Genomic DNA, 17,050 nt, shown 5'->3' with positions numbered 1-17,050 from the left:
CGGCCATCACGCAATAAGCAGGGGACGCCGCGCTAACGCTGCCAGCGATGGAAACGCGTCAGCCACGGGAACACCCATGCCGGCGCATGCGCCTTCTTCCACTCGCTGGCGGCGAAGCGATTGGCCTCGGCCAACGTCGGATACGGATGGATGGTGGCCAGAATCTTGTTCAGGCCGATGCCGTGCTTCATCGCGCTCACGAACTCGATGATAAGTTCGCCGGCCGCGTCGCCGACGATCGTCGCGCCCAGGATAGTGTCCTTGCCGGGCACGGTGAGCACCTTGACCATCCCGTGGGTCGCCGACTCGGCGATCGCGCGATCCAGCTCGGCGAGATCGTAGCGGGTGACTTCGTAGTCGATGGACTCGGCGCGGGCGCTGTCTTCGTTATGGCCGACGTGGGCGACCTGCGGGTCCGTAAAGGTGCACCAGGGCAGCTTCGAATAATCCACCGAAAACGTCTTGAACGCACCGAACAGCGCATTGACCGTGGCGTGCCACGCCTCGTGCGAGGCCGCATGGGTGAGTTGGTAGCCGCCGATGGCATCGCCACAGGCGTACACGGTAGGCACGACCGTCTGCAGTTTCTCGTCCACTTCAATACGTCCGTCGCGGGCGATACCGAGCGCTTCCAGACCCATGCCCTCGGTGCGCGCGCGCCGGCCGACCGCGACCAGCACCTTCTCGCACACGATCTCGGTTTCACCCTGCGCGCTCTTGCAGGTCAGTACCAGCCCGTCGTCGCGCTGATGCACCGCGGTGACCTGATGGCCGGTCCGGATATCCGCGCCCTCTTCACCGAGCACGGCGGCCAGCTGGGCGGCAACATCGGCGTCCTCCACCGACAGGATGCGATCGGCCTGCTCGACGAGCGTGACGCGGCTGCCCAGACGGGCGAATGCCTGGGCCATCTCACAACCGATCGGGCCGGCGCCCAGCACGGCGAGACGACTTGGCAGATGGTCTAGATCCCAGAGATTGTCCGAAGTGAGATAGTCGATATCGGCCAGCCCGTCGATGGGCGGCACGAACGGCGTCGCGCCGGTGGCCAGAACGATCCTGCGCGCGGTCAGGCGCGTGCCGTCGTCGGTCTCGACTGTCCACGGGTCGACCAGGCGCGCACTCGACTTGATGCACTCCACGCCGAGCGACTCGTAGCGCTCGACCGAGTCGTGCGGCGCGATGGTGGCAACCACGGATTTCACCCGTGCCATCACGTCGGCGAACTCGAGTTCGGCGCTCGCCGAACGAATACCGTAGCGCTCGCTGTTGCGGATTTCATGCATGAGACGCGCGGTACGAATCAGCGCCTTGGACGGCACGCAGCCGGTATTCAGACAATCACCGCCCATCTCGCCTTTTTCGATCAGCGTGACCTTGGCTTTCACCGTGGCCGCGATCAGCGACGCCACCAGCCCGGCTGAACCGGCGCCGATCACGATGAGGTTGCGATCAAACGATTTCGGCTTGTCGTAGCCCCGCAGCGCCTTGCGCGTGGCAAAGAAATCCAGCGTCTTGCGGGCGATCAGCGGGAACAGGCCCAGCAGCACGAACGAGCCGATCAACCCCGGCGAGAGCACGCCCGAGAGCGACTCCACCTGCCCGAGCTGCGTACCGGCATTCACGTACACCAGCGTGCCCGGCAGCATGCCCAGCTGGCTGACCCAGTAGAAGGTGCGCGTACGAATGGGCGTGAGCCCCATCGCCAGGTTGATCACGAAGAACGGGAATACCGGCACCAGCCGCAGCGCGAACAGATAGAAAGGGCCGTCGCGTTCGACGCCGCGGTTGAGCGCCTTGAGGCGCCGCCCGAAACGCGTCTGCACGCTCTCGCGCAGCACGAAGCGCGCCATCAGAAACGCCAGCGTCGCACCGATGGCCGAGGCAAAGGACACCAGCAGCACGCCCTGGAGCAGACCGAACAACGCGCCACCGATGAGCGTCATCACGGCTGCGCCCGGCAGCGAGATGGCGGTCACCGCGACATAGATCACGAAGAACCCGATCGCGAACAGCAACCCATTGGCTGCCGCCAGTTCGCCGAGCGCGCTGCGCTGACTTTCGAAACAGCTCAGGCTGAACAGCTGGCCGCTGCAATCCCCGCCCAGGTACTGCCCCGGATCGACGATGAAATAGGTAGCCACCAGCCCCGCGGCCGCCAGCGCCAGCCCAATACGCATCCCGTTCATGCTCTCGGTCCCTTTTTGATTGCGCGCCAATTTATTGCTCGGCACGTCTGCGCGACAGCGTAACGCGCCGCAACACCCCGATCTTCACATTTGTATCTCGGCAGGCGGCGGCATGGCCTGCATGGCTTCTGCTAGACTCGGCGCCTTGTTTTTGCGGCGCGAGAGCGCCGTACCGGCGCGACTCACCATGCACGAAACCGACAATCTTCGTATCAAGGGCATTCAGGAATTGATTTCTTCGCAGGCGCTGCTCGACGAGCTGCCCGTGAGCGAGGCGGCATCGGATACGGTGTTCAATACGCGCACGGCGATCCAGAACATCCTGCACGGCGACGACGATCGGCTGCTGGTGGTCGTCGGCCCCTGTTCGATCCACGATGTGGATGCCGCACTCGAATACGCGAAGAAGCTCGCCGCAGCGCGCGACAAATACGCTGACGATCTGCTCATCGTCATGCGTGTCTATTTCGAGAAGCCGCGCACCACGGTCGGCTGGAAGGGTCTGATCAACGACCCGGACATGGACGACTCCTTCAAGATCAACAAGGGCGTGCGCCTGGCCCGCGAGCTGCTGCTCAAGCTCGCCGACCAGGGGATTCCGGCCGGCGTCGAGTTCCTCGACCTGATCTCACCACAGTATCTGGCGGATCTAGTGTCCTGGGGCGCGATCGGCGCGCGCACCACCGAGAGCCAGGGCCATCGCGAACTGGCCTCCGGGCTGTCCTGCCCGGTCGGCTTCAAGAACGGGACCGGCGGCTCGATCAAGATCGCCGTGGACGCGGTCGGTGCAGCCCATCACCCGCATCACTTCCTGTCGCTGACCAAGGAAGGCGAGTCGGCGATCTTCGCCACCGAGGGCAACCGTGATACGCATATCATCCTGCGCGGCGGCGCCAACGGGCCGAACTACGACGCCGACTCGGTCGCCGGCGCAGTGGCCCTGCTCGAACAGGCCCAGCTCTCCGGCCGGCTGATGATCGACTTCTCGCATGCCAACAGCCGCAAGCAGCACAAGAAGCAGCTGGAAGTGGGCGATGACGTGGCCGGCCAGATTTCGGCCGGCAGCCGGGCGGTATTCGGCGTGATGATCGAATCGCACCTCAAGGAAGGCAACCAGAAGCTGGTGCCGGGCGTGGAGCCGGAGTACGGCGTGTCCATTACCGATGCCTGCCTGCACTGGGAGGACACCGAGAAGCTGCTCGGCACGCTGGCCCATGCCGTAGCCGAGCGTCGTGATCTGCGCGATGGTTCCGACAACGACTGATCGAGCGCAGGCACTAGTGCTGCTCAGCAAAAGCCGCCTTCGGGGCGGCTTTTTTGTTTGTGTGCCGAGGCGCGGCAGTAATTAAAACAGCAGGTTCGAACCACGAGTCTTTGGTCTACTCACGAGTTTGTCGTTGCTTTTGTTTCGCACTGCTGTGCGAGTCACTTCTCTTTGCTTGTCCAAAGAGAAGTAACCAAGAGAAAAGACACCCGGATTACGCGCCGGCGCGAAGCGCGCCGGTGGACTGCGATGCTCGGTCCGAAGGGATGCGGCCAGAACTCGCGTCGCTTTGGCGACGCTCAAACAGGCTGGCCGCACCGGCGCAGTGCGCCGGACACCCTTCGGCCCTGCGCTTCTCGTCGCGCCACACGGGACCCGAATCCAGCGCGGCTAAGCTGGCGCACGGCGTTGCAACAATTATGGGGTGAGGGTTGGGCAGTTTGGCGACGTTCCGGTCGGACTCGCCTCTGGCATCGTCCGATAAAGATCGCTTCGCGATCTTGCTTGCAAAGCGTCAGCGAGCCTGTCTTTGTCTGGATTCGGTCCCCTTGGGCGCAGCGCCGAGCAGCGCGGGCCGCAAGCGGATCGAGACGGCCGGATGTTTGAGCGCAGCGAGTTTCCGGCCGTCCCGCTTGCGGACCGCGATCGGAGGGCATCGGCGCAAAGCGCCGACGCAAGACAGGGTGCCTTTTGTTTTGGTTACTTTTATTTGGGCAAGCAAATAAAAGTGACTCGCACAACAGTGCGAAACCCCAAGCGAAAATTCACCCGCAAAGTTGATTCAGAACTCGTGATCGAAGCCAACGCGCTTCAACACGGGAAGAAAACGAACTCAGCACCCCGCACCGGCAAGCAACCAAGTACGCCTACCAGTACGGCCCCGGCAACAACGCCGCAAGCACCCGCCCCGGAATATTCGGTTTCTCCGCCTCACCGGCGCGCCCACCACGAGCGGCCTTGGACGACGGAAACATGTGAAACGCCTTGTGCAGCACGAAATCGTTGACCTTGGGCCAGAGCGCGTAGCTGATCTGCGCGGTCGTCCCCAGAGGCGAGGCGATGCGCTTGGGCTTTTCCAGAACGGCCGACACGATCATGTCGCCCGCCTGCTCCGGCGTGAGCGTGGGCACGTAGTCGTACAGCTTGGTCGGCGCGATCATCGGCGTGCGCACCAGCGGCATGTAAATGGTGGTCAGGTCGATGTTGCGCGAGGCGACCTCGGGTGACAGGCAGCGCGAGAAGGCGTCCAGCGCTGATTTCGACGCGACGTAGGCCGAAAAGCGCGGCACGTTTGTGAGGCAGCCGATGCTGGAAATGTTGATGATATGCCCGCTACGACGCTTTGCCATCGCCGGCAGGAAGTTGAAGATCATGCGGATGGCGCCGAAATAGTTCAGCTGCATGGTCCGCTCGTAGTCGTGAAAGCGATTGAGCGACTCGAACGCCGACCGCCGAATGGAATGGCCGGCATTGTTGATCAGGATATCGACGTGGTGATGATCCTTGAGGATCGTCCGGGTGCACTCGTCGATCGCCTCCATGTTGTTCAGATCACAGGGATAGGCGAACGCCACCCCGCCCATCTTCTCGATCACGCTGCGCGTTTCCTCGAGCTTGGCCGGCGTGCGCGCCACCATGCAGATCTTGGCCCCGGCGCGGGCCAGCTTCTTGGACGCCATGAAGCCGATACCGCTGGATGCGCCCGTGATCACCACCACCTTGCCCTGCATCCGACGCAGCAGCTTTTCCGGGATATGGACGTCGCAGTCCATATGCATTTCCCAGTACTGCCAGAGCGTCTCGGCGTAATCCTCGAGACGCGGACAATGGATGCCGCTGCCCTTGAGCGCGGCGCGCGTATTCACGTCGTCAAAGACCGCGCGGTTGTTCACATAGCCGAGAATCGACAGCGGGACGCCGATGCTCTTGGAGATGCGTTTTTCCAGCCATTCGGCCATGGGAATATTCGAGGTCAGGCGTTTGAACTGCTGCTCGATGCTCGCCGGCCATTCCTGGGTCGGCAGACGACGCACGATATCCGGGCCGTGCGCGGCGCGCATGAGAATACGCAGCATTTGGCCCGCGGTCGGCGGCTCGTCCTGAATCAGGAAAAACGCGCGCCGATCAACGCCCTTCTTGTGCGCGATATGCACCATCGCGTCGACAACGTAATCGACCGGCGCCACCGGCATCTGCCCGCCTTCGATGCCCAGCAACGGCAGCCATTTCGGCACGTTGTCGCGGATCCGCTTGATCGGCTTGAAGAAATAGTAAGGCCCGTCGATCTTGTCCATCTCGCCCGTCTGCGAGTGGCCGACCACCATGCCCGGGCGATAGACACGCCACGGCACCTTGCAGTGCTCGCGCACGATCGCCTCGGACTGGAACTTCGTGCGGTAGTAGGGATGGCGGACGTGCTGGCCCTCGTCGAACATCTCGTCGGTGAACACGCCTTCGTAGTCCGCGCCCGCGACGGCCACCGACGACACATGGTGGAAGCACGGCTTGGTTCCGTTCTCGTTGGCGAGCTGGCCGGCAAGCGCGACGATATTGGCCGTGCCCTCGTTATTCACCTTGTCCGCCTGGGCATCGGTCATGTTCATGTCGTAGACCGCCGCCAGATGAAACACGTGGTCGATATGGCCCGACAGATGCTTGAGCGCTTCTGAGTCGATCACTCCCTTGCGGGTGATGTCGCCCCAGACCGGCACCAGGCGGTCTTCGCCAACGCCCAGGCGTTCGCACAAGCCTTCATAGCGATCGGCGCTCGAGCGCCGCATGAGTACGTAGACCTTCGCGCTGCGGCGGGCCAGCAGTTTCTCGACGAGAAAGCGGCCGATGAAACCGGTCGCGCCGGTAACGAGATAGTTCATTATTGTCGGGCCCTGATCTGGAAATCATCGGAAAGCCGCGCACCATGGCGGCGCATAGCAGACGATAAACCGGGCCGCACCGCGAACGCCACTATTGCCGGGACGGTGCAGAGGTCTGACACAATGCGTATTCGACATCAGGCCGGCATGCCCAAGGACAACCGATGAGCGACACCATCTTCTCCAAGATCATCAACCGCGAGATCGACGCGGACATCGTGCACGAGGACGACCAGTGCTTGGCGTTTCGCGACGTCAATCCGCAGGCGCCGATGCACATCCTGGTGATCCCGAAAAAGCCGATCGACATGCTGGTCAACGCCGCCGACGACGATCAGGCATTGCTCGGCCATCTGCTGCTGACGGCACGCCAGGTGGCAAGAAACGAAGGCTACGGCGAAGCGTTCCGGTTGGTGGTCAACAACGGTGAAGCAGTCGGCCAGAGCGTTTTCCACCTGCACGTGCACATTCTGGGCGGGCGCAGCTTTTCCTGGCCGCCGGGCTAGTTTCACGCGCGACGGTGCTTGCGCTTTCCCGCGCTGCCCCCATAACCCGACACAAGGCGGCTTTGTCGGCCCAGCACCCCCGCGCTAACATGGCGGGCTTTGAGTCGGCCGGCCTGCCGATTCGCTTGATCGGGACAGCATTGCAATGAGCACCGTGGCAAAGGCGCAGGGCGCCAGCAACAGCACTTCAGTCGAATCGAAAGGCGCCGCCAAGAGCAGCGCCCACATCGAGGATGTACAGGGGCGCAACGATCCGCGTCATCTGGCGATCAACAAGGTCGGCATCTGCGACATTCGCCACCCGGTCTCGATCAAGCAGCGCGTGGGCGGCCATCAGAGCACGGTCGCGACCTTCGGCATGTATGTGAACCTGCCCCATCACTTCAAGGGCACGCACATGTCGCGTTTCGTGCAGATTCTCAACGCGCACGAGCACCAGATCACGGTCGAGTCGTTTCGCTGCATGCTCGGCGAGATGACCGAGCGTCTCGAGGCCGACAACGGCCATATCGAGATGAGCTTTCCCTACTTCGTCGACAAGTACGCGCCGGTCACGCAGGAAAAAGGCGTGATGGACTACAACGTCACCTTCATTGGCGACCAGCGCGGCAAGCGCACCGATCTCTATGTCGAGGTCAAGGTGCCGGTCACCACGCTCTGCCCCTGCTCCAAGGACATCTCGGACTACGGCGCCCACAACCAGCGCTCGCTGATCACCATCCGTGTACGCGCCACCGAGTTCTTCTGGCTCGAGGAACTTATCGACATCGCCGAATCCGAAGGCTCCTGCGAGCTCTACGGCATTCTCAAGCGGGTCGACGAAAAGGCGGTCACCGAACGCGCCTACGACAACCCCAAGTTCGTCGAAGACGTGGTGCGCGATATTGCCCAGCGCCTGAACGACGACGCGCGTTTCCGGTATTACGTGGTGGAGTCGGAGAACTTCGAATCCATCCACAATCATTCGGCCTACGCGATGATCGAGCAGGACAAGGACGCGTCTGCCGCCTAGGCTTCGTTCGATTCGAAGTACGGCCTACATCGACAAGCGCATCCCGCCGCGGCGCGACGGGAACCCTGCTCAAGTTGCCGAGAAGGCCGACTCCTCGTCCACCCACAATCACACCGCCTGCGCGATGATCGAGCAGGACAGGGACGCGTCGGCCGCCTAGGCTTCGTTCGATTCGAAGTACGGCCTACATCGGCAAGCGCATGCTAAACCTCGCAATCGCTGCTTGACCCGCCAAACGAACCGGGGCATTCCGTTCGTCGCGGTTCGCGCACGGCATCGTCTCTAGGGGATCAGACACCCTGCCCGGGTCGCCTCCGATCACGGCATGATGCGGTTGCCCCAGCATCCGCTTCGGGCCTGCCGCGCGATACCGGCCGATGCCGGCCGGACGGACAGGCGTTGCGGCCACGCACCCGGTGCGCATTCGATCCCCTCACCCAAATGGATCGCGCACAAAAAAGCCCGGCGTGCGAGCCGGGCTTTTAGGTGGCGCTACGTACCGGAGCGCCGACAACGTGAGCGCGCTTTAAGAAGCGCTGCTGTCGCTGTTCGCGCTGTTGCTCGACGCGGACGCCGAAGCCGTGGACGACTTCTTGGCCGTCGTACGCTTGCGCGTGGTGGAGCCGGTCGACGCGCTCTTGCTGGCGCTCGAAGCCGTCTTGCGGGTCGAGGCCGTCTTGCGTTTCGCAGCGGTCGTCTTGGTCGACGCGCTCTTGGCGGTCGAGGCCTTGCGGCTACCGGCGGACGACGTCTTGCGGGTCGTCGTCTTGCGCGTGCCGGCCTTTTTCTGTGTTTCGCCGGACAGCTTGCCGATCACCGACTTGTAGCCGCTGGTGACGACGCTGCTCAGTTCGTTGCCGGTCTGCACGAGCAGATCGATCGTGTCCTTATAGGCCGACACGATCTGGTCGCGGCCGTTGGGCACATAGGCCTGCGGGTTGTTGGCGACCTTGCGCACGCCATCGGTGCGCGCCTTGTCGAAGCTGGACTTGGCGGCAGCGAAAAGGTTCTTCGCGGCGCCGATTTCCGTGTTGGCCAGGGTCTGACCATTCTTGGTCACAACGCCAACGGCCTTGCGCTGCGCGTCGAAATAGGCCTTGAACGCATCCTGATAGTGCTTGCCGGCGGTGCCGACACGACTACGGACATCCGAAACGATTTCCTGAATCTTCATGGGTTGGCCCTCTCACAAGTAAAATTCTTTTCGTTTGCTGCGCTGCAGCAAACCGGAATATTAAGAGAGCGCGAAGGCGCTTGTCAAACGTTTAAGCACCTGTCAAGACCATTGCGCGCAACGCGCCCGACTGGATATTCTTACAACATGCACGATCTCACCGCGAAGCAGCGCCGCGTCTATGAATTCATCCGCGACACCATCGCGGATCGCCACACGCCCCCCACCCGGGCCGAGATTGCGCAAGCGCTCGGATTCGCCTCCGCGAATGCCGCGCAGGCGCATCTGCGCACACTCGAACGCAAGGGGTTCATCGAGCTCAACGCGCGCTTGAGTCGCGGCATTCGCCTGACCGACGACACGTTCGAGACAGAACCGGCCATGCCGCCCGGCAGCGCACTGCGCCTTGCGGTGGTCGGGCGCGTGGCTGCCGGCGCGCCCGTGCTGGCCGTCGAGCATGTCGAACGCCATTGCGAAGTCGATGCGGGATTGTTCAGCCGCAGACCGGATTACCTGCTGCGCGTAAGCGGCGACAGCATGGTGGGCGCCGGGATATTCGACGGCGACCTGCTCGCCGTGGCCCGGGCCCCCGAAGTGCGCACCGGGCAGGTCGCGGTCTTTCGCTGGGATGACGAGGTGACCGTCAAGCGCTTCGCGCGTGAAGGCAACACCGCCAGGCTGATCGCGGAAAACCCCGACTACGACGACATTCTCGTCGATAGCCAACGCGAAACCCTAGAGCTTGAAGGCCTCGCGGTCGGCGTGATCCGCGCGCTCTAACAGCGGCCGGCCGGCGCGCGCCGGCCCTTTGCAGCCCTGTCGTTACGAGCCGGCGTTGGCCCGGGCCTGTTGCGCCTCGGGGCTGTCGGGGCCGGGTACGATCACGGCCTCGATACGCCGATTGGCCTGACGGCCGGCCTCGGTGTCGTTGGAGGCTACCGGGCGTGTGTCGCCAAAACCACGGGCACCGATACGCCGCGCAGGCACACCGTTCTCGACCAGCAACTGGGCGACCGCGCGGGCACGCGCTGCCGACAGCGCGAGATTGAACGCACGCACCTTCTCGGCGCGCGAAGGCGCCTGCTGTTCGAGCCGTGGATTGGCGGCAACGAAACGCTCCAAAGATTGTGCGGAAGGCCCGACATTGTCGGTGTGTCCGAAGATCGCCACGCCGACACTCGGATACTGGCTCAGCAACTGCGCGAGTTCACCCACCACCGCCTGGGATTCGGCCTTCATGCGCGCCGTACCCGGCTGAAAGGACACCTCGCCGAGCCGGTCCGGCACGACCTTCTGGCCGACCAGCTCGCGGGCCGCGCCGGTAACCGGCCGCGCCTCGCCTGCAGGCTGCTGCACGGGCTCGCGCGACTGGAGTTCATCGTTGGCCGCGACGAGCTTTTCGAGGTTGATCTCGCGGATCGCGGTATAGCGCGCGATCTCGGCAAGACGCTGGGCACGATGGGCGTCGCTCGCAATCTCGGCGAGCCGGTCGCTGCTCGGCCGGCGCTTGTCGGCGACCTCGGCCCAACCGCTTTCGGCGGCGTCGAGCGCCTGCCGCGCGGACGCGAGCGCTTGGGCGTCGTAGTTCTCCACGCCCTGCTCGGCGCTGGCACTGTCCAGCGCGTCGCGCGCGTCCTCAAGCGGCTCGAAGCGCGCGCCGTCACCGCCGCGCACCTGTTTGATCTGATCCTTCCAGGCCGCATCCTGTGCGCTCACGCCGGTCAGCGCCGGATTCGGCGGCACCGGGTTGGTTTCGAATACCGAGCAGCCTGCGATCAGCGGCAGCAAGCCAATACCCACGATCCAGAACGACTTCACGGCGACACTCCCTGCTGCATCTGCGACGACCCTTGACCGGTGCTCGGGTTTAGCTGCCCCTGCAGTTCGGCCAGCTTGGTCTGTACGGCCTTGGCCTGTGTCTGGACAAGCGCAGAGCGGGCGTCGAGTTCGGCGGCAGCCACCAACTGATCGACGCGTGCCTGTTCGCGGTCGTTGAGATCGCGATTGGCGCGCGCTGCGTTGAAAAGAATGTCGCGCGCCGTGGCGATCCGACGCCGGGCCGCGTCGACAACGCGCGGCGCGAAGGTATCCGCATCGGCCGCGCGCGCTTTCTCCAGCGCCTTTTCGGCCGGCGCGAGCACACTCTGGTCGGGCGCGCTCGGCGGCGCGACGGCCTGACCGGCACAGCCGGCCACCATCAGGATCGCGATCAGCACGAGCAGCGATCGCATGACGGATACGGGATTCGGGGGGCTCGCCGGCATGCGGCTTCTCCGTTGTATTGAGGTTATGACCCAACCGCGATACAGCATTGCACGCCGGTGGCGCGCTGCGGCAAGGCCGGGATTCTAACAGCGCTCGCGGCAGCGGCCGAGACTCAGCCTGCCACGTGGCCACCACAGGCCACCGCGCGGGCCTGCTCGAGCGCGCTCGGGCGCCCGACATCGATCCACCGCCCGGCATGGCGTTCGCCGCTCGCGCGACCGGCCTGCATGGCTTCCCGTATGACCGCGGAAAGTGCGAACCGTTGCGTATCGCGCGCGGCAAAACGCGCGGTATCGAACACGCCCATGCCGGCATAGGTGTAGCGCGGCGCCGCATAGACGAGGGCGCGACCATCCAGGCCGAAGTCGCCGTCAATATGGTGCGGCGGGTTGTCGACCAGCACGCAGTGGACATCGGCATCGTGGCGGTGGCGCAGCCGCGCATAGTCGAAATCGGTGAATACATCGGCCGAGATCAGCGCGAACGCGCCGTCGCCGAGCAGCGGCAAGGCGTTGCGCACGCCTCCGCCGGTGTCGAGTTCACCCGGCTGTTCCTCGCTGAAGTGCAGACGCAGACCCCAGGCGCGGCCATCGCCCAGCGCGTCGATGATCTGACGACCCCGGTAGGCGACGTTGATCACCACGTCCTCGAACCCGGCGCGCGCCAGGCCGGCCAGATGATGGCCGATCAGCGAACGCGCACCGACGTCGATCAGCGGCTTGGGCGTGTGGTCGGTCAGCGGGCGCAGACGTTCGCCGCGGCCGGCGGCCAGGATCATCGCCTTCATGGGGCCTCTCTTTCGAGCAGCGGCGCAAGGGGCGCAAGCGCGTCGTACGCGGCGACCACGGGCCGAAGATACGCCACGAAACGCGGGGTGTCGGCGAGATAACGCGGCTTGCCGTCGCGATGCGCGATGCGCGCAAAGATCCCGAGCACCTTGATATGGCGCTGCGCGCCCATGAGCGCGAGATCGCGCTGAAATGCGGAGAAATCGTCACCGACCGGAATGCCGCGCTCGCGTGCCGCATCCCAGTAGTGGCGCACCCAGCCGTCGATCCGCGCAGCCGGCCAGCTGATGAAGGCATCGCGAAACAAACTGGTCACGTCGTAGGTGACCGGCCCGTAGCGGGCATCCTGAAAATCCAGCACGCCGGGCAGCGGATCGCTGATCATGAGATTGCGCGGCATGTAATCGCGGTGCACGTACACCGGCGACTGCGCACAGACGTTATCGAGAATGAAGGCGAAGGCACGGTCGATATCCGCGTGCTCGGCGTCGCTCGGCGTGTACTTGAGATGGCGAGCCAGGTACCAGTCGCGAAACAGCTCGAGCTCGGCGGCCAGGGTGGCGCGATCGTAAGCGGGCAACACGCCCGGCCGGCTGGCCTGCTGCCAGTCGATCAAGGCGCCGATGGCCGCGCCGAACAGCGCATCGGCATTGTCGTCATCGAGCACGTCCAGAAAGGTGCGCGTGCCCAGATCGGTGAGCAGCAGAAAACCGCGTTCGTGGTCGGCTGCCAGTACCCGGGGCACGTTCAGACCGGCTTCGGCCATCAGCGCGGCGATCTCGATAAAGGCCGCGTTGTTTTCACGCTCGGGCGGCGCGTCCATCGCGATGTAGCTGAGCGTTTCGTTGCCGCGGCTTACATGCGCTCGAAAATAGCGCCGAAAACTGGCGTCGGCCGACGCCACCTGCCATTCGGGCGTGGCGTCGAGTTCGTCGGCCACCCAGGCCTCCAGCGCCTGGCGGCGCGTATCCATCGACGTATTCATGCCGCGCCCCGCGGCGCCGCAACCCGGGCCTGTTTTATTGCGGGGGCCATCGCGGGTGCGCATAATCGGTTGAACTTGGGGGTTCGCTTGCGAACACAACCGCTTTCAGCGGCGCCGCGGTGCGTCAACCGTGTCGTGCGTCGCCGCGTCAATGGGTGAGACATCCCGCCGTGATTCGTATCGCTTTTTCGCATTCCCGTCTTCGTACTGTGGCTGGCCGGCGGCCCGATGTCGCGCCGCGCACGGGGCTCGTTACGCCGCTCTGCGTGGGCGCATCGCTGGTGTGCATCGGTGCGCTGGCCGCAAAGCCTAGCATCGCCGCCGAAATGGGGTGTCCGGTAGTGCCACCGCCGATCTCGCTGCCCGAGCCCAGCGAGGACTCGACGCTGATCGCCGACGAGGCCAGCCTTCAGGATGACGTCGCCGAGGCCACCGGCAACGTGCGCCTCGAGCGCAACGGTCAGGCCCTGGAGGCGCCGTTTGTGCGCTACAACCGCAGCAGCGGGCGCGCCCAGGCGCGCGACGGGCTGCAGTACTACCGCCCCGGCATCTATCTGACCGCCGACAACGGCGATGTCCAGATCGACGACGAAACCGGCAATTTCAACACCGCGACCTATTCGGTCATCACCAACGGGGGCCGCGGCAAGGCCGGCACCGTGACCGCACTCGGCGGCGGCGCCTATGAATTGACCGATGCCGACTACAGCACCTGCGAAGGCGAGACGAAAGCCTGGCTGCTGTCGGCCGAGCGTATCGAACTCGATCGCGAGAGCGGGCGCGGCGAAGCGTTCAACTCCGTGATGCGCTTCTACGGCGTCCCGGTCTTCTATACGCCGTACCTGAACTTCCCGATCGACGACAAGCGCCATACCGGCGTTCTGCCGCCGACCATCGGCAGCTCCAGCGATTCCGGCTTCGAGCTGGCGGTGCCCTATTACATCAATATCGCACCCAATTACGACGCGACCATCGTGCCGCGCGTGCTCGCCGATCGCGGCCTGCAGCTGGGCGGCCAGTTCCGCTATCTGCATGAACACCATCGCGGCGAGTTCGACGGCGAGTATCTGCCCAGCGACAGCGAGTACGGCGACGATCGTTCACTCTTCCACTTCGAACACATCGGCCGCTTCAACGAGCACGTCGGCATCGAGGCGAACTACACCAAGGTCAGCGACGATCAGTATTTCGACGACCTGAGCACCGACCTGGCCAGAACGTCGACCTCGCAGCTTGAACGCGCGGCGCGCCTGACCCTGGCCGATACCGGCGTGCGCTTCACGGTACTGGCGCAGGACTTCCAGACGCTCGACGACATCCAGGACGAGGACGACGACAACTTCGACCGCGCCTTCAGCAACGACCCCTACACCCGTGTGCCACAGGCGCGGCTGGAAATGCTGTCGCCTACGGCGCCGTTTCGTGCCGGGCTGAATGCCGAGTTCACCAACTTCAAGCGCGACGACGATATCGACGCCTACCGTCTCGAAGCACAGCCGCGACTGCTCTGGGGCGTCGACCAGGGTGGCTGGTATGCCAACAGCGAAGCCTCCTATCGGCTCACGCGTTACAGCCTGCGCGGTTTCGACGACGCGCCGGACTTCGCCCTGTCCGACGTCGGCGACGACGACGTCATCACCCGCGAGATCCCGCAGTTCAGTGCCGAAACCGGCCTGCGCTTCGCGCGCACCTTCAACGACGGGTGGGTTCAGACGCTCGAGCCGCGCATGCAGTATCTCTATACCGGCTACGAGGATCAGTCCGACATCCCGATCTTCGACTCCGGCGTGGCGGATCTGCACTTCGACCGGCTGTTCGCCGACAACCGTTTCGTCGGCACCGATCGCATCGGCGATGCCAATCAGCTCACGCTCGGCGTCACCTCGCGCTTCATCGCGCCGGAGAGCGGGCGCACGGTGGCCAAGCTCGACCTGGGCCGGGTCACGGGCTTTCGTGATCTGCGCGTGAACCTGCCCAACAGCGGCGAAGTCGGCTACGGCGATCGCGGCTCGGACTACGTCGCCGGCGTCGAACTGCGTCCGACCGAGAACATCACGGCCCGCACCACGGTCCAGTACGACCCGGACGACAGCCGCATCAACCGCGCCATTGCGTCGGCGAGCTACCAGACCGACAGCGGCTACCAGCTCGATCTCGCCTATCGCCGCTATCGCGACTATCGCCCGCAGCGCGAGGTCACGGTCGTCGGCGACGATATCCAGTCGCAGGTGGTGCCGGGCGAATACGAAAGCCTCGAGCAGACCGCGGTCGGCGTACGCGCGCCGATAACCGGCAATCTGGATGTGCTCGGGCGCTGGAACTATTCGCTCGAACGCAGCCAGAACGTGGAGACACTCGCCGGCTTCGAGTACCGGCCGTCGTGCTGCTGGGCCGGGCGTGTGGCCTGGCGCCGCTACGTGGCCGACGACGACGGCAGCTTCGATACCGCCATCATGTTCCAATTCGTGCTCAACGGCCTCGGCCAGTTTGGCGACACCGTGCAATCTTTCGTTGATAACGATGTCTACAACGAAGACGACCGCGGCCGCAGTTCGAGCAGCTCTTTTGATACCATCCGTTTCCCATGAGACACCTCCTCGCCACGGGCTTCGCGCTCGCTATCACGCCACTGGCGTTCATCGCCCTGCCGGCCACGGCCCAGAGCCTCGGCATGCCGGACGACTTTTCGCTGTCGTCGACGACCTCCAGTAGCGACAGCGGCGCCCAAGGGGCGCGCACGCTCGACAAGATCGTGGCCGTGGTCGGCGACGACGTGGTTCTGGACAGCGAACTCGATCAGGCCGTCACGCGTATCAAGGCACGCGCCGGCAGCCGCGCAAGCCAGATGCCCAGCGACATCCTGCGATCGCAGGTGCTCGACCAGCTGATCATGCAGCGGCTGCAGATGCAGCGCGCACGTGAGCGCAACGTCGAGATCAGCGACAGCGAGGTCGATGATGGCCTGCGCCGTATCGCCCAGCAGAACAACATGAGCATGGAGCAGCTCACCCGTGCGGTGGCCGCTGACGGCATGAGCATGGGACAGCTGCGCGAGCAGATTCGTCAGGAGCTGATGATCTCCAAGCTGCGGCGCCAGGAAGTGATGTCCAAGGTGACGATCAGCGACGAAGACGTCGATCGCTACCTGGAAAACCAGTCCCTGCGCGCCGCCGAGGACCGCGAGTATCGCGTGCGGCACATCGTCGTGCCGGTTCCGCAAGGCGCAGACGCCGAGAGCGTCGAATCCACCCGCAGGCAGCTGCAGTCGCTGCGCGAGGAAATCGTCGCCGGCGATGCCGATTTCGCGGATGTGGCCGCCGCCCGCTCGCAGGGCGAGAACGCCATGCAAGGCGGTGACATGGGCTGGATGGACGGCGCCTATCTGCCGTCGACGTTCGCCGATGTGGTGCCGCAGCTGCAGCCGGGCGAGACGAGCGAAGTCTTCCGCGATGCCGACGGTTTCCATCTCGTGCAGGTCGAGGATATGCGCGGCGGCGACTCGGTCATGCCCGACGAGAAGGTCATGGTCGAAGAAGTGCAGGCGAGCCATATTCTGCTCAAGCCCAACGAGATCCGCGACGACGAACGCACCCGCGAGCTGGCCCGTCAGATCCGCGAACGGCTCGAAGCCGGCGACGATTTTGCGGCACTGGCCCGCGAATATTCGGACGACAACGCAACCGCCAATCAGGGCGGCGAACTGGGCTGGGTTCAGTCCCAGCGCCTGGATCCGACGACCCGACGTCAGCTGAACGCTCTGGACGCCGGCGAAGTCAGCCCGATCTTCCAGACGAGCGAAGGCTACGAGATCCTGCGCGTCGCCGATCGTCGGGAACGCGATCAGACCCGCGAAGCGGTGCGCAACCGCGCGCGGCGCGCGCTCGGCGAGCAGAAATCCACCGAGGAAGGCGAGCTGTGGCTGCGCAAGCTGCGCGACGAAGCCTATGTCGACGTGCGCATGGCCGGCTACCGCGACACCAACGGCAGCTGATCG

At 64.5% G+C, this 17,050-nt stretch carries 13 protein-coding genes; 6 read left to right on the top strand and 7 right to left on the bottom strand.

Annotation, left to right across the window (positions count from 1 at the left end; translation table 11 throughout):
* Positions 1-32: 32 nt before the first annotated feature.
* Positions 33-2,180, bottom strand: coding sequence for an FAD-dependent oxidoreductase (locus J7355_RS05140; RefSeq protein WP_348522999.1), 2,148 nt, complete (start codon positions 2,178-2,180; stop codon positions 33-35).
* 130 nt (positions 2,181-2,310) lie between these two features.
* On the opposite strand from J7355_RS05140, the gene J7355_RS05135 reads away from it, so the two are divergent.
* Positions 2,311-3,453 carry a 3-deoxy-7-phosphoheptulonate synthase gene (locus J7355_RS05135; RefSeq protein ID WP_280637567.1) on the top strand — a complete coding sequence of 381 codons (1,143 nt, stop codon included), beginning with the start codon at positions 2,311-2,313 and terminating at the stop codon, positions 3,451-3,453.
* 866 nt (positions 3,454-4,319) lie between these two features.
* Here J7355_RS05135 and J7355_RS05130 read toward each other — a convergent pair.
* Positions 4,320-6,326 (bottom strand): SDR family oxidoreductase, encoded by a 2,007-nt coding sequence (locus tag J7355_RS05130; protein ID WP_209060536.1) that lies wholly within the window; start codon positions 6,324-6,326, stop codon positions 4,320-4,322.
* A gap of 164 nt (positions 6,327-6,490) precedes the next feature.
* Between J7355_RS05130 and J7355_RS05125 the strand changes: the two genes are divergently transcribed.
* Together J7355_RS05125 and folE2 are read left to right on the top strand one after the other, a co-directional pair.
* A complete protein-coding gene (locus J7355_RS05125; protein ID WP_209060530.1) occupies positions 6,491-6,832 on the top strand; it encodes a histidine triad nucleotide-binding protein in 342 nt (113 codons plus the stop codon).
* A gap of 145 nt (positions 6,833-6,977) precedes the next feature.
* Positions 6,978-7,844, top strand: coding sequence for a GTP cyclohydrolase FolE2 (gene folE2 / locus J7355_RS05120; protein ID WP_209060528.1), 867 nt, complete (start codon positions 6,978-6,980; stop codon positions 7,842-7,844).
* Between the two features lie 526 nt (positions 7,845-8,370).
* On the opposite strand, the gene J7355_RS05115 is transcribed toward folE2, so the two are convergent.
* Entirely contained in the window at positions 8,371-9,018 is a 648-nt protein-coding gene (locus J7355_RS05115) for a hypothetical protein (protein WP_209060526.1), read from the bottom strand.
* Positions 9,019-9,165: 147 nt separating this feature from the next.
* On the opposite strand from J7355_RS05115, the gene lexA reads away from it, so the two are divergent.
* Positions 9,166-9,798: a transcriptional repressor LexA gene (gene lexA / locus J7355_RS05110; protein ID WP_209060524.1), complete on the top strand. Its 633-nt coding sequence runs from the start codon at positions 9,166-9,168 to the stop codon at positions 9,796-9,798.
* 42 nt (positions 9,799-9,840) lie between these two features.
* Here the strand turns inward: lexA and J7355_RS05105 are convergent, their stop codons facing one another.
* From J7355_RS05105 to J7355_RS05090, 4 genes are all read right to left on the bottom strand, one after another.
* Positions 9,841-10,836, bottom strand: a complete 996-nt coding sequence (locus J7355_RS05105) for an OmpA family protein (RefSeq protein WP_209060523.1) — start codon at positions 10,834-10,836, stop codon at positions 9,841-9,843.
* On the bottom strand, positions 10,833-11,249 hold the full coding sequence (locus tag J7355_RS05100; protein WP_209060519.1) for a hypothetical protein: 417 nt from the start codon (positions 11,247-11,249) through the stop codon (positions 10,833-10,835). The genes J7355_RS05105 and J7355_RS05100 overlap by 4 nt, the downstream gene beginning before the upstream one ends.
* Before the next feature lie 146 nt (positions 11,250-11,395).
* The gene (gene murU, locus J7355_RS05095; RefSeq protein WP_209060518.1) at positions 11,396-12,070 is read right to left on the bottom strand and encodes an N-acetylmuramate alpha-1-phosphate uridylyltransferase MurU; all 675 of its coding nucleotides are present in this window, start codon (positions 12,068-12,070) and stop codon (positions 11,396-11,398) included.
* Positions 12,067-13,056, bottom strand: a complete 990-nt coding sequence (locus tag J7355_RS05090) for a phosphotransferase (protein ID WP_209060515.1) — start codon at positions 13,054-13,056, stop codon at positions 12,067-12,069. The genes murU and J7355_RS05090 overlap by 4 nt, the downstream gene beginning before the upstream one ends.
* A 266-nt stretch (positions 13,057-13,322) precedes the next feature.
* Here J7355_RS05090 and J7355_RS05085 point away from each other — a divergent pair, with 266 nt between their 5' ends.
* Both J7355_RS05085 and J7355_RS05080 read left to right on the top strand, forming a co-directional pair.
* Positions 13,323-15,644 carry an LPS-assembly protein LptD gene (locus tag J7355_RS05085; protein WP_209060511.1) on the top strand — a complete coding sequence of 774 codons (2,322 nt, stop codon included), beginning with the start codon at positions 13,323-13,325 and terminating at the stop codon, positions 15,642-15,644.
* Positions 15,641-17,047: a peptidylprolyl isomerase gene (locus J7355_RS05080; RefSeq protein ID WP_209060509.1), complete on the top strand. Its 1,407-nt coding sequence runs from the start codon at positions 15,641-15,643 to the stop codon at positions 17,045-17,047. The genes J7355_RS05085 and J7355_RS05080 overlap by 4 nt, the downstream gene beginning before the upstream one ends.
* Positions 17,048-17,050: the final 3 nt, after the last annotated feature.

Source organism: Endozoicomonas sp. G2_2, assembly GCF_017744135.1.
Lineage (GTDB): Bacteria > Pseudomonadota > Gammaproteobacteria > Nevskiales > Salinisphaeraceae > Salinisphaera.
Note: the sequence above shows the minus strand (reverse complement) of the source record. Positions and strands in the feature narration are given on the sequence as shown.

Coding starts and splice junctions, on each gene's coding strand:
- J7355_RS05130 (WP_209060536.1), bottom strand. CDS start 6,326: ATGAACTATCTCGTTACCGGCGCGACCGGTTTCATCGGCCGCTTTCTC.
- lexA (WP_209060524.1), top strand. CDS start 9,166: ATGCACGATCTCACCGCGAAGCAGCGCCGCGTCTATGAATTCATCCGC.
- J7355_RS05100 (WP_209060519.1), bottom strand. CDS start 11,249: ATGCGATCGCTGCTCGTGCTGATCGCGATCCTGATGGTGGCCGGCTGT.
- J7355_RS05080 (WP_209060509.1), top strand. CDS start 15,641: ATGAGACACCTCCTCGCCACGGGCTTCGCGCTCGCTATCACGCCACTG.
- J7355_RS05135 (WP_280637567.1), top strand. CDS start 2,311: ATGGCTTCTGCTAGACTCGGCGCCTTGTTTTTGCGGCGCGAGAGCGCC.
- J7355_RS05140 (WP_348522999.1), bottom strand. CDS start 2,180: ATGCGTATTGGGCTGGCGCTGGCGGCCGCGGGGCTGGTGGCTACCTAT.
- folE2 (WP_209060528.1), top strand. CDS start 6,978: ATGAGCACCGTGGCAAAGGCGCAGGGCGCCAGCAACAGCACTTCAGTC.
- J7355_RS05125 (WP_209060530.1), top strand. CDS start 6,491: ATGAGCGACACCATCTTCTCCAAGATCATCAACCGCGAGATCGACGCG.
- J7355_RS05115 (WP_209060526.1), bottom strand. CDS start 9,018: ATGAAGATTCAGGAAATCGTTTCGGATGTCCGTAGTCGTGTCGGCACC.
- J7355_RS05090 (WP_209060515.1), bottom strand. CDS start 13,056: ATGAATACGTCGATGGATACGCGCCGCCAGGCGCTGGAGGCCTGGGTG.
- murU (WP_209060518.1), bottom strand. CDS start 12,070: ATGAAGGCGATGATCCTGGCCGCCGGCCGCGGCGAACGTCTGCGCCCG.